This is a genomic window from Nakamurella sp. UYEF19 (assembly GCF_040546275.1).
GTDB lineage: Bacteria > Actinomycetota > Actinomycetes > Mycobacteriales > Nakamurellaceae > Nakamurella.
Map to the genome: position 1 here is coordinate 18,463 of NZ_JBEPNO010000035.1, position 22,123 is coordinate 40,585.

Annotated in this window: 20 protein-coding genes and 1 pseudogene; 12 read left to right on the forward strand and 9 right to left on the reverse strand. The window is 64.9% G+C overall.

The features are described from left to right. Positions 1-112: 112 nt before the first annotated feature. From ABIB25_RS27060 to ABIB25_RS27075, 4 genes are read right to left on the reverse strand one after another with little or no spacing between them, the layout of a single operon-like run. The gene (locus tag ABIB25_RS27060) at positions 113-322 is read right to left on the reverse strand and encodes a hypothetical protein (RefSeq protein ID WP_354531629.1); all 210 of its coding nucleotides are present in this window, start codon (positions 320-322) and stop codon (positions 113-115) included. Continuing rightward, positions 310-837, reverse strand: a complete 528-nt coding sequence (locus ABIB25_RS27065; RefSeq protein ID WP_354531630.1) for a three-helix bundle dimerization domain-containing protein — start codon at positions 835-837, stop codon at positions 310-312. The genes ABIB25_RS27060 and ABIB25_RS27065 overlap by 13 nt, the downstream gene beginning before the upstream one ends. Further along, positions 834-1,418, reverse strand: coding sequence for a universal stress protein (locus ABIB25_RS27070; protein WP_354531631.1), 585 nt, complete (start codon positions 1,416-1,418; stop codon positions 834-836). The genes ABIB25_RS27065 and ABIB25_RS27070 overlap by 4 nt, the downstream gene beginning before the upstream one ends. Then, positions 1,415-1,771: a DUF3040 domain-containing protein gene (locus ABIB25_RS27075; protein WP_354531632.1), complete on the reverse strand. Its 357-nt coding sequence runs from the start codon at positions 1,769-1,771 to the stop codon at positions 1,415-1,417. The genes ABIB25_RS27070 and ABIB25_RS27075 overlap by 4 nt, the downstream gene beginning before the upstream one ends. A 1,025-nt stretch (positions 1,772-2,796) precedes the next feature. Between ABIB25_RS27075 and ABIB25_RS27080 the strand changes: the two genes are divergently transcribed. Beyond that, positions 2,797-4,461 (forward strand): SulP family inorganic anion transporter, encoded by a 1,665-nt coding sequence (locus ABIB25_RS27080; protein WP_354531633.1) that lies wholly within the window; start codon positions 2,797-2,799, stop codon positions 4,459-4,461. 542 nt (positions 4,462-5,003) lie between these two features. On the opposite strand, the gene ABIB25_RS27085 is transcribed toward ABIB25_RS27080, so the two are convergent. Beyond that, on the reverse strand, positions 5,004-5,471 hold the full coding sequence (locus tag ABIB25_RS27085) for a DUF1707 SHOCT-like domain-containing protein (protein ID WP_354531634.1): 468 nt from the start codon (positions 5,469-5,471) through the stop codon (positions 5,004-5,006). Positions 5,472-5,831: 360 nt separating this feature from the next. Here ABIB25_RS27085 and ABIB25_RS27090 point away from each other — a divergent pair, with 360 nt between their 5' ends. Next, positions 5,832-6,035 carry a hypothetical protein gene (locus tag ABIB25_RS27090; RefSeq protein WP_354531635.1) on the forward strand — a complete coding sequence of 68 codons (204 nt, stop codon included), beginning with the start codon at positions 5,832-5,834 and terminating at the stop codon, positions 6,033-6,035. Between the two features lie 599 nt (positions 6,036-6,634). After that, positions 6,635-7,288 (forward strand): universal stress protein, encoded by a 654-nt coding sequence (locus ABIB25_RS27095; protein WP_354531636.1) that lies wholly within the window; start codon positions 6,635-6,637, stop codon positions 7,286-7,288. 592 nt (positions 7,289-7,880) lie between these two features. Here the strand turns inward: ABIB25_RS27095 and ABIB25_RS27100 are convergent. Together ABIB25_RS27100 and ABIB25_RS27105 are read right to left on the reverse strand one after the other, a co-directional pair. Beyond that, positions 7,881-8,315, reverse strand: a complete 435-nt coding sequence (locus ABIB25_RS27100; protein WP_354531637.1) for a PRC-barrel domain-containing protein — start codon at positions 8,313-8,315, stop codon at positions 7,881-7,883. A gap of 97 nt (positions 8,316-8,412) precedes the next feature. Continuing rightward, positions 8,413-9,285 (reverse strand): slipin family protein, encoded by an 873-nt coding sequence (locus ABIB25_RS27105; RefSeq protein WP_354531638.1) that lies wholly within the window; start codon positions 9,283-9,285, stop codon positions 8,413-8,415. 845 nt (positions 9,286-10,130) lie between these two features. On the opposite strand from ABIB25_RS27105, the gene ABIB25_RS27110 reads away from it, so the two are divergent. The 9 genes and pseudogenes from ABIB25_RS27110 (at position 10,131) to ABIB25_RS27150 (ending at position 19,451) form a co-directional block, all read left to right on the forward strand. Continuing rightward, positions 10,131-10,916 carry a hypothetical protein gene (locus ABIB25_RS27110; protein ID WP_354531639.1) on the forward strand — a complete coding sequence of 262 codons (786 nt, stop codon included), beginning with the start codon at positions 10,131-10,133 and terminating at the stop codon, positions 10,914-10,916. Between the two features lie 459 nt (positions 10,917-11,375). Then, the gene (gene tdc, locus ABIB25_RS27115) at positions 11,376-13,214 is read left to right on the forward strand and encodes a tyrosine decarboxylase (protein ID WP_354531640.1); all 1,839 of its coding nucleotides are present in this window, start codon (positions 11,376-11,378) and stop codon (positions 13,212-13,214) included. Continuing rightward, the gene (locus ABIB25_RS27120) at positions 13,211-14,761 is read left to right on the forward strand and encodes an amino acid permease (protein ID WP_354531641.1); all 1,551 of its coding nucleotides are present in this window, start codon (positions 13,211-13,213) and stop codon (positions 14,759-14,761) included. The genes tdc and ABIB25_RS27120 overlap by 4 nt, the downstream gene beginning before the upstream one ends. A gap of 40 nt (positions 14,762-14,801) precedes the next feature. Continuing rightward, positions 14,802-16,148: an APC family permease gene (locus ABIB25_RS27125; protein WP_354531642.1), complete on the forward strand. Its 1,347-nt coding sequence runs from the start codon at positions 14,802-14,804 to the stop codon at positions 16,146-16,148. Positions 16,149-16,494: 346 nt separating this feature from the next. Further along, on the forward strand, positions 16,495-16,911 hold the full coding sequence (locus tag ABIB25_RS27130; RefSeq protein ID WP_354531643.1) for a nitroreductase/quinone reductase family protein: 417 nt from the start codon (positions 16,495-16,497) through the stop codon (positions 16,909-16,911). 165 nt (positions 16,912-17,076) lie between these two features. Then, positions 17,077-17,709, forward strand: coding sequence for a TetR/AcrR family transcriptional regulator (locus ABIB25_RS27135; protein WP_354531644.1), 633 nt, complete (start codon positions 17,077-17,079; stop codon positions 17,707-17,709). 35 nt (positions 17,710-17,744) lie between these two features. Beyond that, positions 17,745-18,229 (forward strand): annotated as a pseudogene (locus ABIB25_RS27140) (nitroreductase family deazaflavin-dependent oxidoreductase). 324 nt (positions 18,230-18,553) lie between these two features. Further along, positions 18,554-18,724: a hypothetical protein gene (locus ABIB25_RS27145; RefSeq protein WP_354531645.1), complete on the forward strand. Its 171-nt coding sequence runs from the start codon at positions 18,554-18,556 to the stop codon at positions 18,722-18,724. A 433-nt stretch (positions 18,725-19,157) separates the two neighbouring features. Next, positions 19,158-19,451, forward strand: a complete 294-nt coding sequence (locus tag ABIB25_RS27150) for a hypothetical protein (protein ID WP_354531646.1) — start codon at positions 19,158-19,160, stop codon at positions 19,449-19,451. Positions 19,452-19,463: 12 nt separating this feature from the next. Here the strand turns inward: ABIB25_RS27150 and istB are convergent, their stop codons facing one another. Both istB and istA read right to left on the reverse strand, forming a co-directional pair. After that, positions 19,464-20,243 carry an IS21-like element helper ATPase IstB gene (gene istB, locus ABIB25_RS27155; RefSeq protein WP_354531647.1) on the reverse strand — a complete coding sequence of 260 codons (780 nt, stop codon included), beginning with the start codon at positions 20,241-20,243 and terminating at the stop codon, positions 19,464-19,466. Further along, positions 20,240-21,844 carry an IS21 family transposase gene (gene istA / locus ABIB25_RS27160; RefSeq protein ID WP_354531648.1) on the reverse strand — a complete coding sequence of 535 codons (1,605 nt, stop codon included), beginning with the start codon at positions 21,842-21,844 and terminating at the stop codon, positions 20,240-20,242. Before istA ends, istB begins: the two co-directional genes overlap by 4 nt. Positions 21,845-22,123: the final 279 nt, after the last annotated feature.

Consider the following 22,123-nt stretch of genomic DNA (forward strand, 5'->3'; position numbering starts at 1 on the left):
GCCCGGCGGATGAGCGGCGGATCGCGGGTAACGGTGGGTGCACTCCCGGAAGTGCGACGCGGGCGGCCTCATCCGCGGCGGCGGCCGCCGGTTCTCGTGACCGTCGATGAAGTCATGAGGACGGGTCGGCCAGGAGCCGGATCAACTGCCGCTCATCCAGAGCGGTCCAGTCACCGCGGACCACGGCCGGCGGCCACTGCACCGGGTCATCCTCGACGCCAGCGACCGGTCCCGCCGCTGTCGTCCTGAAGGCCCGGCGTAGAAGCATCACGGGGCCCCAGCCGAGCAGGCAGATGCACAGCGCGATCATCACCGTCTGCACCCGGAGTGCGATGACGGCAGGGGCGGGAGGTAGAGGTGGCGGTGGAGTTCCTCCGCGATCTGGGCGACGGCGGGTTGAACTAGTGGCTTCTGGATGGCAGGGCCCGGCGCGTGTCCTTCCCGCCACAAAGTTGCAACCGGCTGTGTGATGACCGCCGGCTGCCCGATCCGATGTGCAGATGAACGGTCCGAGCAAACTTCTGGCCCAACGGTTGTGCATGGTGCGCCGCCGCCGCTGGTGCTTTCGGCGAAGGAAAGAACTGTCCGGCCGGTGAAATGGTCACGGGCAGCGCGGCGGATCAGCACCGGTAGGAATTCGCGGATCGGCGCATCGCGGAAAATATCCCGCAGACCACCCAGTAGCAGATCAACCTGGTCCAATGTTGCGGTCGGGAACGACGCAGTCAACTCGGCCGCCAACCGCTGCATCGCAAGGTCCTCGTGGACGCTCGTCGGCTCGGGCTCCTGGTTTTGGGCGGGTTCAAAAGGGTTCGGCGCGGCAACCTCGCATCTCACGAGCACCGCACCTTCTCATTGGCTCCAGGTACCAAAGGTTCAACTGCGGCGGGTTGTTGCATACCCCCGCCGCCCCCGGCCGCTGCCGGCTGGCGCGGTGTGGGTATTTGCGGGATCCGGCCATGTTTCTGTGAAGCGTTGCTCAGGGTCCGCGCCACCGCCGGGCTGCCCGGGTCGATGACGGAGACCGGGCACCGCGCATCCTGCCGGCAGATCGCCACGATCGAACCAGCCCTGGTGGCGTCCCCGGCATTAGGTTCGGTCGCGCCCAACACCAGCAGACCGGCCCGCGCCGATCGTGAAATGAGGACGGCAGCAGGGTCTCCGGGTTGGTTGCTCAACCGGATCGGGGGTGAGTCTTTGATGGCCGCCAGAGCGACCCACACCTCCCGTGAGAGCAACGAGGATGATTGAGCCCTGGCCCCGCCGGCCGCCGGTGATGGGCCCGCGGCGGGTAGGTAGGCATGGACTGCCTCGATGGCGGCTCCGGTGCTGATCGCCTCGCCGCACGCCCACCTCAACGCAACGATGGCCGCGTCGGAGCCGTCGATGCCGACAACGATCAACTTCTGTTTGGTCATCGGCCGCTACCTCCTCCTGCGTACTGCCCGGGTGTAGGCGAGCCTGAGTCGCGGCGACGCCGGATCAGCAACCTGGGCAACGGATACCACCACCGGGTCAGGTTCATCGTTGCGGCGGACAGGGCAATGAACCCGCTGATGCTCGATGCGCAACCCCACACCGGCGAGGCCAACGTCAGCGGTAGGCCACCGATCATGACGGCCATCGCAGTGGCAACGGCTGTGACCGCCGCTGCGACGGACCGCGGCCGGGTCGGCCAGCGCGCCAGCTGGGCAGCCAGCGCGGGATCGGTCACCGTCAAAGCGACCGCGATCTGCTCGAGCAGGCGGTGTTCGCGAACGGTCAGGCTCACCGGACACCAGTAGACGATGGAGGTACGAACAAGACCGCTGAATGCTGAAGCATGGGACGTCCCGGTGGTTTCGGGTGAACGTGTGACCGTGCGCGGCGACGAGCGATGCACGCTCCCAGGTTCGCGACGAAGGTGCAGCGAATCCGTTCCACGCTGGCTGAGTCCCAGCCATGCAAGCGTGACCCCGCCGGGCCGCCGGTGTCAAGCACTCACGTCGGCCGGGCCATTCCGGCGCGGGCACCGTCCCTGTCCTTCACCTCGCAGCCGCGGTCACCGGGTGTCTACCGAACGGTTTTTCATTACTTGTCAATGACTCTCGTCTGCCCGACGGTAGGTGCGGTGAGCTGCTGGCGGCGCTCATGCTGATCGGGCTCCACACCCACCCGAAGACCACCGGCGGCGGGCTGAGCGGGCTGCTCGAACAGACCGGGATCTGCTCAACGAACGTTGCGGCGCGGCAGTCATCCTGACCGCAGAATAACCTCCGCACCGTCGGCCACAGCACCGTCGGCTGGCCGGCCGATCCGCCAACCGGCGGCGGCAGGTGCTGTGCACCCGCCTCGACAGACGCCCGCACCGGACGCGTCGCGCTGCCCGCGCCCTGCGCGGAGATCCTCACCACGCCGTCGACCCTGCGGATGTCGTCGATTTTCACCGGCGTCAGCTGCGGCAGCAGAACGCGTCACGAACAGCAGTCGGCCGCCAATGCCTCTGGGGCATCACGTAACCTCCCCGCTCTGGGCGCTGCCCAGCTCCGGGTGGGAGCAGTCCGTCGGCCACCGCGTCGAGCAGTGCGGGGTATTTCTGGCTCCGGAAGACTCGGGTGCAAGAACCGCGCAGGCGATGGGCTGGACGGTGATTCCCAGCTCATTGTGCTATTTCTGGCCCCCGCCGTACCGAGCTTCCCGTCCCGACCTGGCCAGGTCGGGACAGGGGTAGGGTCCCACCCGGTTCGCAAGCTATTGTTCACCAAATGTTTGTCCGGTCAGAGCGATAGAGCACTGCAGGTAGTGCGAATGCCGTCGATGGTCTTGCGTTCCCTGCGCGGCTATCGCATGTCGTGGGCCGTCGGTGACGGGGGCGCCGCGCTCACCCTGCTGGCGATTGCCCTTCCCGAGCAGCTGGCCACGGCCAGACTGGCCGGTATGCCCCCGATTACCGGCCTCTACGCTTTCGTGGCGGGCTCGTTGATGTTCGCGCTGTTGGGCTCAAATCCTCAGATGTCGGTTGGCGCCGATTCAACCATTGCGCCGTTGTTCGCGGCGGGGGTCGCCACCCTGGCGGCGTCCGGGTCGGCTGTCTACTTGGCCGACGTGGGCATCCTGGCCGTCATGGTGGGACTGATCGTGGCTCTGGTGGGTGTGCTGCGGCTCGGTTGGATCGCCCAGTTCCTATCCGCTCCGATCATCAGCGGATTCCTGGGAGGCGTGGCAGTGATCGTCGTCGTCGGGCAGCTGCCCGACCTCCTGGGCTTGCCCGGCGGCGGCGGCGGCATCCTGCACCGGATCGGGACTGTGCTCACCAGCTTGCAGCTGACGAACTGGTGGACGCTGGGTATCGGTGTCGGTGTGTTCGTCGTGGCGCTGCTGGGGCACCTGATCGATCACCGGGTACCCGGTCCGCTCGTCGGGCTGGTCCTGTCCGCCGTCCTGGTCGGCGCCCTGCATCTGCACGGCCACGGCGTTGCGGTGCTGGGCGCTCTGGCCCATGGCGGTCCACGACTGGGGTTGCATGGCCTGTCGTGGTCTGTGCTGGGCAGCCTGGCCCCGATCGCGGGTGTGGTTGCGCTGGTCGTTGTCAGTCAGAGCGCCGTGACCACCTCGGCTTTCGCCGGTCAGGGTGGATATCAGGTGGAGGTTGGCCGTGACTTTCTCGGTGTCGGTGCCGGCAGTATCGTCGCCGGGCTGGTCGGCGCCTTCCCGGTGAACGCGAGCCCACCGCGAACCGCGGCGGTCGCCTCGGCATCTGGACGAACTCAGGCGGCCGGGCTTGCCGCTGCGGTCGGCGTGGTGCTGCTGATCCCGGCCGCCGCTTTGCTGCAGGACGTACCGTTGGCCACGCTGGCCGCTGTACTGATCTTTATTGCCGGCCAGATCTTCCATGTTCGGGAGTTGATTGCGATCGCCAAATTCGACCGCTTCGAATTCGCGCTGGCGATGGTCACACTGTTCACTGTTGCGCTCGTCGGCGTAGAGCAGGGCATCGTGATCGCGGTCGCCCTGGCCATCCTGGATCGCACCCGGCTGTCCGACCGACCCGCGCTGCACATCCTGGGCCGGATTATCGGGGCCACCAGTTGGACCCCGGTCAGCGGCGCCGAGCGTACCGCGCAGCTGCCCGGTGTCCTGGTGGTGCTGTTCGCCACCCCACTCTGGTACGCCGATGCGGCACGTTTCCGGACCGAACTGGACGCCGCGAAAGACCGCACCATATTACCGCTGCGAGCGGTTGTCCTGGACACCATCGGGATGAGCGATATCGACTACACCGGATCCCTGGTACTTCATCAGGTTTTGGACGAGCTGGACCGCGACGGTGTTCGGTTCGTGATGGCCAGAACCGGCGGTCGAGTACGCGCCGGACTCGGCCGGTCCGACCTCCTGCAACGAATCGGCCGACAAAATCTGTTCTCCTCGGTGAACGAGGCGGTCCTGGCAGTCAGCCCCTTGACGTCGCCGGACCCTGAGTAGTTGTGCCCAGTCGGTCCGGGACCAGGATTGCTTAAGCAACCGATCGAGTTGATGATCATCCAGGGGCTCCACCCCAGCGGTATACCCGGGGCCGCCGCTCGCACGGCCACCGATCCCCCGCGGGGCTTCGGCGCCAATGTACCGATCGCCTCCAACCTGGCCCACCGCCACCCTCGTCGAACGCTCCGAAATCGGCAGCGACGAGACCGCGTCCCAGACGTCGAGCGCCGCTTGAGCCCGCCCGCGGGCCGCGTCGCCTACAAATGCCGGCCGTGTGACCTCCACCAGCTCACCGGCCAGCCGAAGTCATCCCATATGTGAATGCCGAGTTAGCTTTGACGAGGCCGCGGATCCGACGTTGGCGCACAAAAAACCTTTCCTACCGCCACAGTAGACGCGCCCGATGATGCTGTTCTTTCAGGAGAAGACTGCTGTCAAACTGAGGCACGCTGCGCAGCCCTGCACGACGAAGGGGATCTCACCTGGCAGCGTGCTGACACCAAAACGGTGTGCCGGTCAGAAATCGAAGGCGAGTCCACTGATCAGCGCAGATGAAAGCGTGACCCGTCCAGGCGGTTGGGGCGATGCGCCCATCTCCTGCTATGCGTAGTTCCGGACAGCGGCAAGATGAGAACCAACAGCCAGCCGTGGCCGGTAAGAAGGCCCAGCAGTAGCAGCAGCACGACCACGACCGGACCCAGGCCGGCTCGCAGCGCACCCCAGGAGACTGTCCTCCGCACTGGCCGGCCCAACTCCAGCCCAGGCGCCGACAGTGCAGCAGGCAGGCCGCCGGGCAGATCGATGAACACCGCAGACAAGTCTGCCACCGTGCGCGCAGCAGCGGTCATGCTGGAACGCTGCTCGAACTCCGGCATGACCAGACGACCCTGGCTGAAGTGCTCGATCAACGCGGTCTGTGCCCGCTCACGCTCGCTGGTGCCGATGCGCACTTCCGGTTTTTCTTCCACGATTTCAAGGTACCTCCGCCGCCCGGCGGGGTAGTCGGTCACAATCCTTCCACCACTTGCCCGGTGAACGACCCGCCCAACTCGCCCAGCACAGAGGGACCTCGCCGCCCGGTTCAAGGGACCTTCGACCCTACCCATCGCGCTACCTCGCCATCATAATTCAGGTTGATAAGCGAGCCGGGCGGCCCTTCAAGGCGTACCAGCGCATCCAGCAACAATGCAGTCCAAATGAGGTGGTAGCCGAAGGGGCGAACACCAGCCGGTCAGCCCAACGGCTGAGCAATATGATTCAACGATAGTGGTGACTTCAATGCCCACCTTATTGGCCTCGTGCCGGCCGCTGGGGCACCAAGAACCTATCTCCCCCGGTTACCCCGCTTTGTCAGATCAGGAGGCTCACCGATGAGCGAAGCAGCACCGAAGCCGGCACCCACCATGAGGCGGTCGGGCGCGGCGGAAGATCCACTGGACAGAGCCGTCGCCGGCCCGCCGATCGATTGGGACGACTCGAACACCGCACCGGAGGAACCGAGCGCAACTGACATCATGCCCGACGCGCTGCACAGCATCTACGGCCCTCCGCCGGGCCACACCCCTGGCGACTGAAGGCGCATGCGGCGCAATCACGCACCACCCGCCGCCCGGCTGATCGCAGGGACGCCGTGCCGTGGGCCCTTCCTCTCACTATGGTGCTGATGCGATTGGGTCTGTCCCTCGACACCGGCGAGAGAATTCATCCAGCAGGGTGCTGCCGCCGGCCGAGACCGGTGTCGGCTCAGCGGTCAACGACGCCGCCGGGGACGCCGGCGGCACCCTTGGGTGTCACGGTCATCGGAAGCGTCTTGCTGTCCCGGTGCCCCGGTATCGACCGCTCACCATTCGCCGATCTACCAGCCGCCGCGGGGCGCGGCCAGGAAATCCGTCGCTGCCGCCGCGCGCTCCACACCGACAAGTGAAAGACCGGTGACGTCGGCTCGCGTACCCGGGCCAGTTCCCGAACCCGGCGGGTACCCCCTGCATCGCACGGAGGTCCTTCCACTGATGGGGTTGGACTCCTTCAGGTATCCGACATCAATCTCGGAAGGACCGGGTCCCGGTCGACCATGGCGAGCGAGTCGGCCGGATACGGTGAGCGCCAGGCTGGGACGTACGGCGGACCGTTCGCCCCGTCCAGTCCCCGGAATTGCCCGGAAAGTCGTGGGACGGTGCGCTCACTGCGCCAATCACGATGCGCCCTCGCCGATCAACTCGCCGCCCGCGACCATGACCATGACCATGACCATGACCATGACCATGACCGCAGAATTCCACGACAGGATCGGAAACTCATGACTGTCGCCAGCACCACCGAATCAAACGGCCGGATCATCGTCGGCGTTGATGGTTCCGAATCTTCCAAGCAAGCGCTGCGCTGGGCGATCTCGCTCTCCGCCGGCCTCGGCGCCGCCCTTGATGTCATCGGGACCTGGTACGAACCGACGATGACCGGCTGGGAGGGTGTCATTCCCGACTGGAACCCGCAGGCCGATATGGAAAAGATCCTCGCCGATGCTGTCGACGGAGCTGTGCCTGCGGGCCGACCCTCATGGATCAATCTGATCGTCTGCGAGGGCGACCCGGCCACCGTCTTGATAGGACATGCGCTGCACGCGACGATGTTGGTGGTCGGCAGCCGAGGGCACGGCGGATTCACCGGACTTCTACTGGGTTCGGTCAGCACAAAATGTGCTGAACATGCCAGCTGCCCCGTCCTGGTGGTGCACGGCGATACGGCAGTACCGAGTCGCCTGGCTGAGACCTCAAAGCCCAAGGCCGCCTCCAGTGCGCCCACAGCAACTGAGCGGTCGAGCAAGGTGTAGTGGATCGAGGGGACCCATCGGTCCCGTTTCGGCAACGTGAAACACGACTGCCCTCTCCGGTCCAAGAAATGGTGACAAGAGAAACCGACACCCCTCCGGAATTTCCCTTTACATCCGCGAGAGGTGGAGGTCACTGTGCCACTGGAGGACCGTGAGAGGTCGGTCGCCGTGGCCCCGAGGGGGGAACTGAGCGGTGGTGAGGTATGCATCGCATCTGATGGTCAGTCCGTACAGTCGTTCTGATGCGTATCCCTGTCCACGACAGCGGTACCAGTTGGCGCGCAGTAGATCCGCCGCTCCAGACCCATCAACTCGTTCAACGCCGTGAGCGCCGCGACGGGTTCTCTCCGCGCCGAACCGACTTCTTGTTCGTGCACGCGAACATCGTCCGAGCAACTTCCCTCAGGGAGCCCGCTTCGGATGTCCCACCGGCCTGAGGGGGAAACCTTGGTTCACTCGGTGTCGGTGCAAAAGATGGTGCGCAAATGGCCCACGCCTGGTCCTGATCCGACCTTCGGTCCCTACCCGGCGGCGGCACCAAAGGAAATGGTCATGACTGCGCCGGCAGCAGCGAGCGGGACCGCAGGTGGCATCAGTACGCACCCATACCGATACCGCCGAAACCGAGCGGGTAGACATAACCGGCGCCCCAGTACGGCCCATACCCGTAGTAGTTGTACAGGCTGGAGTGATAGGGCCGATCGTTGATGAGCTTCGGGTCATAGCCGGGCGCCGATTTGATTTGCTCGCCCGTTTGATCGACATGGACTTCGCCCTCGGTGATCTTGGTGACCGCGTCGACGGGTATCAGGGTCTTCTTCTCTCCGAAGCCCAAGAATCCGCCGTGTTCGACCAGCAGGAAGCGGACCTTCTGCTCCTGCTCGTCGATGAGCAGATCGGCGACCTTGCCGATACCGGCACCGTCCTTGTCCTTGACCTCACGGCCCCGAACATCATTCGCTGATCCGCTCACCGTCTGACCGCGGTCGCCGAGGGTGTAGAGGGTTGAATTTTCGCTAACGGTCATGAACTGTCCTGTCCTGGGCTGTGGATACGTGATCGCTCTTGTGGTCTGTGGGCGAACCGCGCCGATCCTTCGATGACTGGCACCGGGACCAGTCGGTTCATCGCTTCGCCAGATCAGCGTGGCCGTTGGTGGGCACCGCCGGGGCGGAGGACAAACCTGCCACCGGGCCCGGACCCGCGCTGGGACCGCCCGATCCGGCGGCGGCGGATTCGCGGGCCAGGAAGTTACCCAATTCGGCGATGGTGCTCATCAACGGGGCCGGGAACACGACGGTGGTGTTCTTGTCGACGCCGATCTCCACCAGGGACTGCAGGTTCCGCAGCTGCAGCGCGAGTGGGTGCGCCATCATCGTGTCCGAGGCGTCGCCCAGGGCGGCGGCGGCCATCGATTCGCCTTCGGCGTTGATGATCTTCGCGCGCTTCTCGCGCTCGGCCTCCGCCTGCCTGGCCATCGCTCGTTTCATGCTGTCCGGCAGTTGGATGTCCTTGAGCTCTACCAGGGTGACCTGGACGCCCCAGTCGGCCGTGGTGACATCCAGGATTTTGCGTATGTCGAGGTTGATCTTGTCCGTTTCGGACAACGTCTGGTCCAGGCTGTGTTGGCCGACTACTTTACGTAGCGTCGTCTGGGCGATCTGATCGATGGCGGAGTAGACGTTCTCGATCGCGACGACCGATTTGACCGGGTCGACGACCCTGAAGTAGGCCACGGCCGACACATCGACGGTGACGTTGTCCTGGGTGATGATGCCTTGGGATTGGATCGGCATCGTGACGATCCGGAGCGACACGCGGTGCAGCACGTCGACGATGGGGATGATCAGGCGCAGGCCTGGTTTGCGGGCCCCGATAACTTTGCCGAGCCGGAAAAGGACACCCTCCTCGTACTGCTTGATGATGCGAATCGACGCCGCAGCAAGGATCAACACGACGATGACGAGGATGATGAGGACGGTTGCGAAAGAATTCATGTCACGACTCCGGGCGGCGCATGCCACCATCGACGGCGGGTGGATGACTTGGATCTGGTGCGTAGTGATGTCAGTCTGCTCCGGCGCCGAAGGATCCCGGCAGGGTACAAAGACCCGGTTGGTGCGCCGAAGTACCGACCTGGAAGCACTGCCAGCCGACCACGGAGGCCAAAAGCTCCTGCGCCGTCGCGTGATATTGGCGGCGACACGCGCCTGGAGTTCCTGAAGCGCTGGGGCATGTCGCGGATGGGGCAGGAAAAATGTTGGACTTTGTCTGCTACGGGTGCACACTCAAAGGTGCAGAGGACCTGCCGGTCTGGAACCGCCCTCGTTGCCCCACGGCCACGATCTCGTGAGCATCATGCTCACCGCATCCAGAGACTCCCCAAGTGTTTTCCTGATCTGCTCCGCCGCCGGGGATTCGGCAGTCGGCCCAACCGGAGTTCCTCTACCCACATGAAACTGGACTGCCGCCACACGACGTGCTGGTGCCCCCACCACACCCAACTGCACCGCGGGCTGCCACCTCTTGCCGATCCCAGCGATCGGCCCGGGTCAACTCCCGCCAGTTCACCCGACGGAGCCGAACACTCATGACGAACCTCGATGCCGCCACACCGCCGCCGACCTTCACGTCGACACAAACCCCGGCGCCGGCCGCGCCGGGACCAACCACGGCGTCTGCTCATCGGCGCGAGTTGATCACAGTCAATCCGCCCCTTGTTCGACCAGCTCAGGACATCGCCGCATCGCGCTACGCACTCGGACAGTCTGAGATGCCGTCGGTCCCGCCGCAAGGTCAGTCCTGGGCGCCGCTCCGCGCCGACCGAAGAAGCTGGCCGCAGGTGTGGGCGGCCCTGGACCAGGCCCAGGCCAACTACGACCCGCAAATCCTGGACACCGCCGAGAGGGCCGTTGTGGCGTGTTACCTGCCGGCCGCACAGGCAGTCGCCAACAACGCTGCCCCGGCGCACGGCCTGGACCAACCGCAGGCCGAAGCACTGGCCGAATCGGCGTTGATCAAGGCGATTCGCCACTGCCGGGCCTGGAACATCCACGGGTTCGAGCTGTACGTGCAGGCGGCGGTGGAGTCCGAACTGCGCAGCAACGCCAGGCCCGCCCCGGGTGCCGCCACTTCCCGCACCCCACTGATGGCAGGCAGCGATACCCACACCCGGCCAACGATTTCCCTCCGGCGCGGTGCCCGGTCAGGGACGCACCCGGCGGTGGGGGATCCACGGTCCGGTTGGGCACCGGCCCGGTCGCCGAAGGGTTCGGCGCTGGGGAGGGCAGCCCCCGCCGGGGCCGGAAAACTCGGGCGGACTATTTTGCCCGGCTCAGGAGGGACTTTCGACCCTGTCGAGCCTGCTACCGGACAGCAAAATCAGCGTCGGGGCAGGCGGCCATCGGTGGCCGTATCACCCAGGAGGAAGAAGCCCATGGATGAAATTGCAGAGGAACCAACCCAGGCGGTCAGTCCGGGTGCCGAGCCCTATGAATTGAAGTATCCAGGTCGGTCGGATCCTCTCATGGTGAACCCGTTTCAAGCTGCCGACGCTGAATTCGATCCTGTTCGCCACCAGTTGGCCCCTTTCCTCGACAAAATGTTCGGTCGAGTGAAAAGCGACTAGTTCCGGTTCATCTGGGCCGCCGACCTGAAAATAGACTGTGGCGGGCGTAGGTATCCGACTGTGGCGGACGAGGTATCCGATTGTACTTGGCCGTCGGAGTTTTTGTCCGTAGATGCGTGGCAGGAGTGTTGTAGAGGCCGGCGACTCTTCGTTGATCTGCTCAGCCGCCTACCAGGCCCGACCGGACCACCGGCAGTACGTCCTGAGGGTTACCGCGACACCCATACCGTTCTCAATCTTTGCATCAAGGTCCGCGACGCGAACCCACTCCTGCATCCCCCACCTCGTGAATAGGAATCCTCGCATGACAAGAACGCCTCTGAGTCGGCCTGGCAATGGCGCTGCCGCCTACGCCAGCCGGATCGTCAGCAGTAGCTGCGACGCCGTCGCGGGGAGTGGGCGTGCCCCTCGCGCGCAGGTTTTCCTGACCGGCCAGGGAACTGTCAGGAGGTGGCACCGATGAGCGACCTGGACTACCGGGCACTTTTCATCGGTGACCAGGCCGAGAACGGCAAACTTTTCAAGGAGCTTCTCGGACAACTTGTCGACGAACACCTCGGTTGGCGTGAGAATTACATGCCGGGGGACCGGCCGGGGATCGCCGTCCGGGACGAGAGCACGCCTGAGTACGTCGCGGCCCAGGAACGCTTGCGTGAGGTGATGGCGGATCTGTCGCAGCGGCTTCGCGGGGGATCGGTGCCCTGGAACAGTGCGGGGCGCTACTGGGGCCACATGAACGCCGAGACGCTGATGCCCGCAATCTTGGCGTACACGTTCGCGATGTTGTGGAACCCCAACAATGTTGCTCTCGAATCGTCCATGGCGACCTCCCAGATGGAGGCGGAGGTCGGCGAAGACTTCGCGAAGCTCTTCGGGTTCCCCGGGGGTTGGGGCCACCTCTGCGCGGACGGGTCGATCGCCAACCTGGAAGGACTGTGGTACGCCCGCTCCCTCAAATCCATCCCACTGGCGCTGGCCTCTACCCTGCCCGAGACGGTGGCCGGCAAGTCAGAGTGGGAACTGCTCAACATGAGCGTCGAGGAGATCCTCGACGCGCTGGACACCCTCACACCCGAGCAGTACGACCAGGTCAAAGCTGCCTCTTCCCGTTCGGGTCGGGACCTTCAACGGCTGGGTAAGTGGATCGTGCCGGAAACCAAGCACTACTCCTGGCTCAAGGCGGCCGACATCATCGGGATCGGCCTGGACCAGCTGATCGCCATTCCGGTGTCCGAGAACTACCGCATGGACATCGGCGCCCTGACCTCGACGGTCGAGGAGCTCGCACGTTCACACACACCGATTCTGGGCCTGGTCACCGTCGTGGGTACCACCGAAGAAGGCGCCGTCGATGAGGTCGACAAGATCGTCGCCCTCCGCGAACGGATGCTGAAATCAGGCACCTACTTCTACATCCACTGCGACGCGGCCTACGGCGGCTACGCCCGGTCCCTGTTCTTCGACACCGACGGCCGGTTCGTCGACTACGAAGAACTCGCAGACCTGCACCGCAGCCACGGGGTGTTCTCCCACGAGGTGAGCGTGGCCGAGGATGTCTACCAGGGTTTCAAGGCCATCTCGCAGGTGGAGTCGGTCACGGTCGACCCGCACAAGATGGGCTACGTCCCCTACGCCGCCGGTGGCATCGCCATCCGGTTGAAGAAGATGCGGAACGTCATCTCCTATTTCGCTCCGTACGTCTTCGACAAGGCGGTCACCGCACCGGACATGCTGGGCGCGTTCACCCTCGAGGGGTCCCGGGCCGGCGCCACCGCCGCCGCCGTCTGGGCCGCCCACCGCTGCCTACCACTGGATGTTTCCGGCTACGGCCGCCTGGTCGCCTCGGGCATGCAGACGGCCCACCGCTTCCGCGATTTCCTCAAGGAGCTCACGTTCATCATCGACGGGCGGGTGGTGCGAGCGTTCCCGCTGCACAAACCCGACTTCAACATGGTCGACTGGGTTTTCAAAGCCGACGACATGGTCTCCCTCACCCAGGTCAACGAGCTCAACCAGAAGGTCTACGACCTGTCGTCCTACCTGTCTGGCCCGGAGTACAACAACATCTTCATCACCTCGCACACCACATTTTCCACCGACGACTACGGCGAAAGCCCGGTGACGTTCATCAAAACGTTGGGGTTCGACGAAACCGAGTGGAAACGGGTGAAGTCGGTGACCCTTCTCCGTGCCTCCATCCTGGACCCCTACCTGAACTCCGACGAGCTGTTCACCTACTACACCGCCGCGATCAAGGCCGCCTTCAGCCAACGCCTGGCCGAAGTACTGACCTCATGACCGCCAAGACACAGGCCAAGGCCAAGTCTCTCAAGCCGGTCGGTGTTCTGACCTTCTTCGGGATGACGGTCGCCCTGGTCTCCAGTGTCCGCAACATCCCCGACGTCGCCGCGACCGGCTGGACGATGTTCTTCTACATGCTGGTGGCGACCCTGCTGTTCGCGTTGCCCATCACGCTCATGTCCGGAGAGTTCGCGGGCATGTTCCCGCGCGCCGGCGGACCCGAGCTGTGGGTGACCAACAGCCTGTCGCCGCGGTGGGGGTTCGTCACCTCATGGCTGCTGTGGGTGCAGATGTTCCCCGGCATGGTGATGGTCGCATCGGTGGTCTCGCCGCTGGTCGCGGTCACCATCGGCGATCCACACCTGGGCTCGAACAGCATGTTCACGCTCATCTGCATCCTGGTCACCTACTGGACGATCACCATCCTCAACCTCTTTTTCGACATGGCCCGCATCGGAGGCCGGATCGGCGTCATCCTGGGGCTCTACCTGCCGGTCGCCTTCCTGGTCATCCTGGGAATCGTCGCGCTGTTCAAGGTCGGCATCAAAGCCGACGGCTACCTCGGCAGCGGCCAGATCACCCACGACGCCGTCAGAACCGGGTCGGTCGGCCGGCTCCTGGTGCCGTTCTCGTCGAAATCGGTGAGCACCCTGGCGTTCTTCTCCTCCATCGTGTTCATCTACACCGGTATCGAGATGTCCTCGGTCTACATCCCCCGGCTGAAGAAACCGGCCAAGACCTACATCCGCGGAATATTCATGGCCCTGATCTTCATGTTCTCCTTCAACACGCTGCTGGCCTTCGTCACCGCCGACGTCATCCCGCTTGGCACCATCGACCTCAACAACATCGCCCAGGCGCCAGTGATCATCCTGAAGATCCTCGGCCTGCCCACCTGGCTCGGGAACGTCTTCGCCGCATCGGTTCTCATCGGTGTCATCGTGCAGCTATCGGCGTGGGCGTCCGGCCCATCCAAGACCATCACCGACAGCGCCCGTCGGGGCCTCTACCCGGCCAGGCTGCGCTTTTGGAAGACCAACCAATTCGACATCGCACCCACCGTCCTGCTCACGCAGGCCACGGTCATCTCCTTCTTCGCATTGATCTTCATCCTCATCCCGGGGGTGAACAACGCTTTCCTGCTCCTGGTGACCGCGACAGCGATCATCTACATCGTCGTCTACGTCCTCATGGCCATCGGCATCCTGCGACTCCGCTCAACCAAACCGACGCTGAAGCGGACCTTCCACATGGGCAACACACACCTCGCATGGACCGTGATGGTGGTCTTCTTGATCACCGTCCTGGCTTCGTCGATCGCCACATTGTGGTATCAGGGCTGGACCAACGCGTTCATCATCCTGGCCATCACCGTTGTCCTGAGCGTCGCGCCGCTGATCATCTACCGCATACGCAAGCCGTCGTGGCTCAGCGATGTCACCCGCGAGCTGGGCGAGCAGGACGCCGACCAGGAACCGACCAGCCAGCCCTCGGCGCAGTCATCGTCGCAGCCGGTGACTGCGCCGCCAACACCGGTCCGGTGAGCGTTTCCGGGTCGGGACGGGGTACATCAGGGGCCGCGCCATGAGCGCCCGGGCGCCGTCCGGCCACCATCAGATCGGCCTGGTCTCCGCCGTTGCACTGTGTGTCGGGACGATGGTGGGCGGCGGTGTCTTTGCGCTGTCGGGGATCATCCTCAACGACACCGGCCCGCTCGGCATCCTCGCCTACGTCCTGGCCGCCGGCGCTGTTCTGCTCAGCGCGTTGTCCTTCGCCGCGGTCTCCAGCCGGGCCAAGGACGGGGAGACCGGCTACGGCCCCATCGCCGACCAGCTCGGCCCCCGATGGCGTTTCGTCACCATGTGGGCCTTCTACGTCTCGGCGATCGCCGGCGGAGCCTTCATGCTCGTCGCATTCGGGTCCTACCTCCGATATTTCCTCGCGGGCGCGAACCCCCTGCTGCTAGGCCTCGCGGCGCTGATCCTGCTGATCCTGCTGAATCTGGGACCCACCGATCTGGTCGGCCGCGCAGAAACCGTCCTCGTGGTCTTCAAATTGACCGTCCTCGTCAGCCTCATCGGCTTCGGCCTCGCGGCGTTCAACATGAGCCACCTCACCCCATTTGCCCCGCACGGCATAGGAGCCCTCCTGACCTCCACCGGGCTGCTGTTCAGCGCCTACCTCGGGTTCAGCGTCGTCACCAACGTCGCGGGGGTCGTGAAAAACCCTCGCCGCACCGTGCCACTGGCCATCCTGGTGAGCCTGCTGCTGGTCGCGGTCGTCTACATCGGGATCACCGTGGCCATGCTGATGAGCGGCCAGAAAACTTTCGGATCTGCCGGGGTGGCGCAGGCCGCGGACATCCTCATCGGCCCATGGGGTGGCGCCATCATCGCCATCGCCGCCTGCGTCTCCACCCTGTCCGGTGCCAACGCCGTGATTCTGGGTAACAGCGAGCTGCTCATCCGGATGGCCGGCAACGGCGACATCCCCGCCCGGCTGGGCCACATCGGCAAAGGCGGTCACGCCTACGCCAGCGTCCTACTCACCGGCGCCGTCGCCGTGGTTCTCATGCTCACCGGAGGCATCCAGAACATCGTCGCCTACTGCAGCGTGGCCGGAATAGTCGGCCTCGTCCTGATGAACCTCACCGCGCTGCAGATGGCGCGTAAGCACTGGGTTGAGCCGGGAATGAAACTGCCGTTCGGAATTCTCATTCCACTACTGGGGACGATGCTGGCTCTCGCGCAACTGCCTGCGCTGGGCTGGAAGAACGCGATCGTCGGGCTACTCCTGGTCTCCGTCGCTCTGATCGTGTACGCCCTGCGAGGACACTCACACCCATCGAATCCAAAGACGCAGAATCACCCGGCGCAGCACCTCGACTCCCCCCGTGCCGACTACCTCACGCCGGCAAACCCCGATGGATGAGACGGCACCCTTACTCGTCCCCTGGCAGCACGACAGCACATCCTGGCTGCCCCCGACTGGACGTCGGGACAGGAACCAAGCGTAAACCGGCAAGTCACAATCGAAGGCTGCTCAAACATCTCAGAAGGCGTAGGCGGCCAAGGTGCGCGAGTAGCTCGGCGCGAGGTCCGATGAACCATGGCTGCCCGGGCGCTCGGGTCAAACCGCGCCCCCCGGGCCTAGGCTCATTGGGCGACCGGTTGAGCTCACGCGCGACCCCAGAAGCTGTGAGGCCGCCCAAAAGGGGTTGGCGCCCCCGGTCGATACGATTCAGCGACATTGAACTACTGAACTCTATGAGGTGGCGATGAAGCCGAATGTGCGGGCGCGGTTCCTCTGGGTTTTGAAGCATTCGCTGAACCGCCTCACCACCCGGGCCGCTCGGGCCGGCGTTGGGCCGTTCTCACTCGTGCTCCACGTCGGCCGAAAATCGGGCCGCCAGTACGAGACCCCGGTGATTCTGGCCAGGGACGCGAACGGGTTCATCTGCGAATTGACCTATGGCGAACAGGTCGACTGGTACCGCAATGTCGTGGCGGCCGGGAATTGTGTGGTGATCGTCAAGGGAATCGAGCACCGGATCGACGGGGTATCGGCATACCCGACCGCTGACGGGTTGCGGGCGTTCGGCCCCTTCAAGTCCCGGGTCCTGAGGATGCTCCGACGAAAAGACTTCCGGCTGCTGCACGTCCAATCTCCGGACACCGCCCCCAACCCTGCCTAGGCTCCGGACATTGCTACGACCGGTCTGATACCGCCGCGTCGCCCGATCAGGGACCCCGCTGCGGAACAATTCGTGATCCGTGGCGGTGAGGCAGCGAGTCGTCGATGTGAGCAAGGTGTTCCCAAGGCTCGGCTTCCAGATGAACAAGCGTTTACAATAGTGGCCATGCGTTCACCCTACATTGAGGACCGAACATCCAAGGCGATCATCCGCGACGAGGCGCTGCGTCTGTTCGCCACCCGCAACGCAGACGCCGTCACCGTCCGCGACATCGCCGCCGCGTCAGGGGTTTCTCCCTCCCTGATCCTGCGGCACTACGGGTCCAAAGACGGTCTGCGAGCCGCGGTCGGCGAGCATGTGGTGCGCCTGTTCCAGACCATGCTCGAGCAGGCGACTGCACCCGAGGGGACCGCGCCGCTGGACGTTCAGGCACTGCCAAGTCTGGCCACGCAGGTCGCCCGGAACCTACCAACGGGCTCACCGATACCCGCCTACCTCGCCAGGTTGCTGATCGACGGCGGTCCCGAAGCGAGGGCGCTATTTGCACAGCTGCACGCACTGAGCCAGGCCGGACTTGCCGACCTGATCGAAGCTGGATCGGCTATCGACGGCGGTGACCCGTCGGCACGCGCCGCATTCCTGCTCGCCAACGATCTGGCCGTCATCATGCTGCGCGACCGGCTCCACGAGGTGCTCGGTATGGACCCACTCTCGGTCGCCGGGCTGCACCGCTGGGGCCGGCAAGTGCTCGCCGTCTACCAAGGCGGCTTGCTCGCCACACCATCGGACCAACGATGAACCGCCCACTGCGCAAGAAAGAAGCGAGGCCGAACATGCCGCACATCAACGCATCCCGCGCCGGCCGCGCGATCGCCTCCCAAGCGGCGGCACTGCTTCGGGTCCGTTGGTTCGTGCGTGCCCCGATCTGGCTGTACCGGGCGCGGCTGGGGTTCCTGTTCGGCTCCCGGCTACTGATGCTCGAGCACATCGGGCGCACTTCCGGTGAACGCCGATACGTCGTCCTGGAGGTCATCGCCCATCCCGGACCAAGCAGCTACATCGTCGCCTCCGGTTTCGGCGACCGCGCCCAGTGGTTCCGCAACATCCGGGTCAACCCGCAGGTACGTGTCTACCTCGGCAGTCGCCGCCCCGCGCCGGCGATCGCACGCGCACTCACCGGCGAGCAGAGCGGATCGGCCCTCACCGCCTACGCCAACGCCATCCCCGCGCCTGGCGCACCCTCAAACCCCTCCTCGAGACCACCCTCGACGCGCAGAACACAACACTGCCGCTGGTCGCGTTCGACCTCGACCAATAACGCCGCCAGCCCCCAGTCGCACTACCGGAATTCCGATCGCCTACCGAATCGGGTTCCTCTGGTGCCCTGCTTCGTTCAACAGCGTTGGTCGGCGCTGAACCGTCGCGGTGGACGCGACCGGATCACTTCTTGAAGCTGATCCAGGTGCGCATCGGCCACCTACCCCATCCGGAACCCACCGACCCCGCGCGTACCGTTGCCAAGGGCTGGATAAACAGCCTGCTTGGAGCTGGTACTGGCCACCTCGTCGAGGCCGCAGGAGCCAGGAGCATCGCTCACCATCCAAGACGGCATCCCGAAACATTGCCTCTGCGCGGTGGACCCATGAATTCTCAGCCCCCAGCCGGCGTCCCTGATCCGGCAGCATCCATCCCGGTTCCCCGAGGCGATGGACCGACGACGCCGGTTCCGGTCTCCCCCGACCACAGCACCGCGCAGAACCAACAGCGCAGCGCCGCCGAGCAGATCGCCACCGAGATCGCATCCGCCATGTGACCGCCGCCCGGCAAACTCCCGGACCCTCCCGCAAGATGCTGACCTCGCCCATCCCCCTGTCTTACTGACACCGGCTCGGGCGGCGGCACACCACTGCCGCCCGAGTGATCTCCCGGCCGCAAGAGCGACCCTGCACACCGCCCGATCCGTGTGCCACGCACAAGCAGCGCGTGGTATGCAGTCGGCGTACCGAAAATGAGGAGGGGTATGGCGACGACGACGAGGCCCAGTGGTCGGAGCCTCGAGCGCCGATCGGTGCTCTCACCCGTCGGCTGCTCTTTGAACTTGGCCGGTGCGGACCCGGTCACCCGCCGGTGGTTCTGTCAACCCGAGTTGGCCCCGGTCTGACGGTTTGATCTGGCCCCTCCGGCGTCGTGAAGGTCTGGTGGGGTGCGCCACCTGGGCGTGGGCGGTGATGTGAGACGGTCACGGGATGACAGATGAGTCTGTGGCGCAAGGCCGGGTGTTGCGCTTGACGTTGCTGAGGGGGATCTATTCGGCGTTGGTTCGGCATGACGAGGTTCTCGCGGCTGTAAGCGTCTCAGCGGATCGAGCAGAAGCAAATGCGGCGGTCCGCTTACTCCTTGGCCTGGATCGCACTCAGGCCGACGCTGTGCTCACCCTTGGGTGGGATCGTTTGACGGCGGAAAGCATTCAGCAGATCGCTGAGGAAATCGCGAACGAGAGTGTCTTCCTGGACGCAAATCCCGGAGATACCAGCCGCTGACACGAAGCCGGTCTACTGTGAGCTCCTGGCGGCGCGCGAATGCTCGAGTCGGTAGCTGGTGGTGCCGGTTTCGATGATCTGGCCGTTGAAGGTGAGGCGGTCGACGATGGCGGCGCAGAGCCGGGGGTCGGTGAACGTCTTCGTCCACCCGGAGAACGCCTCGTTGGAGGCGATCGCCACGGCCGATTTTTCTTCCCGTTCGGTCAACACCTGGAACAGCAGCTCGGCGCCTTTGCGGTCCAGCTCCAAAAATCCCAGCTCGTCCAGGCAGAGCAGATCCACCCGCCCGTAGCGGGCGATCGTCTTGGAGAGTTGTTTGTCATCAGCGGCTTCCACCAACTCGTTGACCAGCTTCGAGGTGAGTGTGTATCTGACGCGGTAGCCCTGCTGGGCGGCGGCGGTGCCCAACGCGATCAACAGGTGGGATTTGCCGGTCCCGGAGTCGCCGATCAGGCAAAGCGGTTGCCCGGCCTTGACCCACGCTCCGGTGGCCAACTGGTTGATCACGGCGGCGGGGATCGCCGGGTTCGCGGTGAAGTCGAAGTCCGCGAGGATCTTGGTGCGGGGGAACCCGGCGGCGGTGATCCGCCGGGCGGAGGCGCGTTTGTCCCGGTCCTCGCACTCCACCATCACCAACTCAGCCAAAAAACCCAAGTAGGACAGTTGTTCTCGCTGGGAGTCGGCAGCAATGTCGGCGAACCGGGCTCGGATCGTCGGTAGTCGCAGTAGCCGGCATGCCGAGTCGATCGCCGCGACCGCGGCCTCTTCGGTGACGCCGCGGCGGGCGTTCACGCCGACCCCGCCCGGCGTTGAAGCAGCGTGTCGTACTGGTCGACGGTCGGCAGTGGCCGGTTGTCACCTGGCAAGCTCGTGGGTCGGCGTTCGGTCAGGTGCACCACGTCATCACTGCTCCGTTTCGGTTGTTCGGCGCCGGGGTTGGCGCCTCGTAGTTGTGCGGCCTTGCGGGCTTCGACTGCGACGATGTCGGGGTTGATCGACCCGACAGCCTGGGCGGCGGTGATCCCGGCGATCACATCGACCGCGGCGAGATGCCGGTGCAGCAGCAGCACCTCGATCAACGCGCGGGTGCCGGCGCTGTCACCGCCGGTTTTGCGGGCGGCGGCCCAGAACGCATCGTGGGCCGGGGTGAACACTTTCGCGGCCCGTGCTTGGACCAGGGCGGTCGCACCGGGCAGGGCGCCGGGTTTGCGTTGCAGGATCTCCAGGTAGTGATCCAGCTGCAAGGACTGCCCGCCGGTGCCGATGAGCCGTTCGTGGCGGGCCACTTCGGTGCGGCCGTCAAAGATCACCACCGACGCCGCACCCAGATGCACCCGCACCCGCCGGCCGATCAGCCGCGCCGGCACCGAGTAGTGCCGCTGACGCACCGTGACCCGGGCATACCGGTCGACCCGCGGAGTCAGCGACAACCACGTCGGGAACACCTCGAACGGCAACGGCCGCAACGTTTCCCGCTCGAAGGCAAAGTCATGCCCGACACTCTGAGCGCGGTTTTCGATGCGGCGGTGATCATCCTTGGCATCGGCGGCGATCAACAGGTCGTTGAGCTGCTCCAACGAGTCGACCTTGAGCATCGGTACGCAGTGGTTGCGGCGGAACCGACCGCCTTCACCCTCCACCCCGCCCTTCTCATGAGCCCCTTCCACTCCGGGGTGGCAGTAGAACGCATCGAAGCCGAAGTGGGACTTGAACGCGGTCCAGCGGGCCGATTCCTCCCGGCCCCGCCCGAACAGCACCCTCGAGACGGCGGCCTTGAGGTTGTCGTAGCGGATCTTGTCGATCGGGGTGCCGCCCAGCTCGGTGAACGCGGCGACGTGACCTTCCAGGAACGCTTCCTGGGCTTGGGTGATGAACGCCCGGTGCACCGACTTGCCGGAGTAGGACATCCGCAGGGTGAACAGGAACGTTTTCGTCTTCACCCCGCGCAGGATGATCCACAGGTCGGCGAAGTCGACTTCGGCCTCGCCGCCGGGTTCATGGGTTTGCGGCACGAACCCCTGCTCCAGTCCGCGGCCGGCCTCGGCGGCGATCTCCGGGCGGCGCCGGGCCAGGTAATCCCGGACGGTGGAGTACGAAACATCAACGGCTGCTTGCTCATCGACCAACCGGGCCAGCACCCGCCGGGCGGTATGCCGCTGCTTACGAGGGGCGTCTAGATCATCTTTGAGCCACCCGTCGATGACCGACTTGTGCTCCTCGAGCCGGCGGGACACCCGCACCGGGGTCTTCCGCGGTGGCGGCAACGCCGACGCCAACGCCTGCCGCACTGTCCGGCGGTGCACACGATGCCGATCCGCCAACTCCCGGATCGACAACTCCTCCACGCGTGCATCCCGGCGGATCGCAGCAAACAACTCCACCCTCGACTCCATCCCGAGCCCCTCTCAACGAATGCAACACCGACATCGGTCGGGTTTCACCGTCAACTGGGGCCACATCAAACCGTCACAACAAGCCCGGCGTGTCGAGATGGGGCCAAATCAAACCGTCACAACAGACCGACCGGATCGGCCCAGGTGGAGCCACATCAAACCGTCACCCCGGGGCCAAATCAGACTGAGCCGCCCGTTTTTTCCCGGACTTGGGTCCCCAAGTAGAATACTGGGGAAGGGACGGAGAAATTGTGAGCAAGTTTCGAGGAAAGTATACCC

Bases quoted from the DNA above. Each gene is read 5' to 3' on its own strand.
- ABIB25_RS27130 (WP_354531643.1), top strand. From the start codon at position 16,495: ATGAAGCCGAATGTGCGGGCGCGGTTCCTCTGGGTTTTGAAGCATTCG.
- ABIB25_RS27145 (WP_354531645.1), top strand. From the start codon at position 18,554: ATGAATTCTCAGCCCCCAGCCGGCGTCCCTGATCCGGCAGCATCCATC.
- ABIB25_RS27105 (WP_354531638.1), bottom strand. From the start codon at position 9,285: ATGAATTCTTTCGCAACCGTCCTCATCATCCTCGTCATCGTCGTGTTG.
- ABIB25_RS27120 (WP_354531641.1), top strand. From the start codon at position 13,211: ATGACCGCCAAGACACAGGCCAAGGCCAAGTCTCTCAAGCCGGTCGGT.
- ABIB25_RS27090 (WP_354531635.1), top strand. From the start codon at position 5,832: ATGAGCGAAGCAGCACCGAAGCCGGCACCCACCATGAGGCGGTCGGGC.
- ABIB25_RS27135 (WP_354531644.1), top strand. From the start codon at position 17,077: ATGCGTTCACCCTACATTGAGGACCGAACATCCAAGGCGATCATCCGC.
- istA (WP_354531648.1), bottom strand. From the start codon at position 21,844: ATGGAGTCGAGGGTGGAGTTGTTTGCTGCGATCCGCCGGGATGCACGC.
- ABIB25_RS27070 (WP_354531631.1), bottom strand. From the start codon at position 1,418: ATGACCAAACAGAAGTTGATCGTTGTCGGCATCGACGGCTCCGACGCG.
- ABIB25_RS27150 (WP_354531646.1), top strand. From the start codon at position 19,158: ATGACAGATGAGTCTGTGGCGCAAGGCCGGGTGTTGCGCTTGACGTTG.
- tdc (WP_354531640.1), top strand. From the start codon at position 11,376: ATGAGCGACCTGGACTACCGGGCACTTTTCATCGGTGACCAGGCCGAG.
- ABIB25_RS27080 (WP_354531633.1), top strand. From the start codon at position 2,797: ATGGTCTTGCGTTCCCTGCGCGGCTATCGCATGTCGTGGGCCGTCGGT.
- ABIB25_RS27125 (WP_354531642.1), top strand. From the start codon at position 14,802: ATGAGCGCCCGGGCGCCGTCCGGCCACCATCAGATCGGCCTGGTCTCC.
- ABIB25_RS27100 (WP_354531637.1), bottom strand. From the start codon at position 8,315: ATGACCGTTAGCGAAAATTCAACCCTCTACACCCTCGGCGACCGCGGT.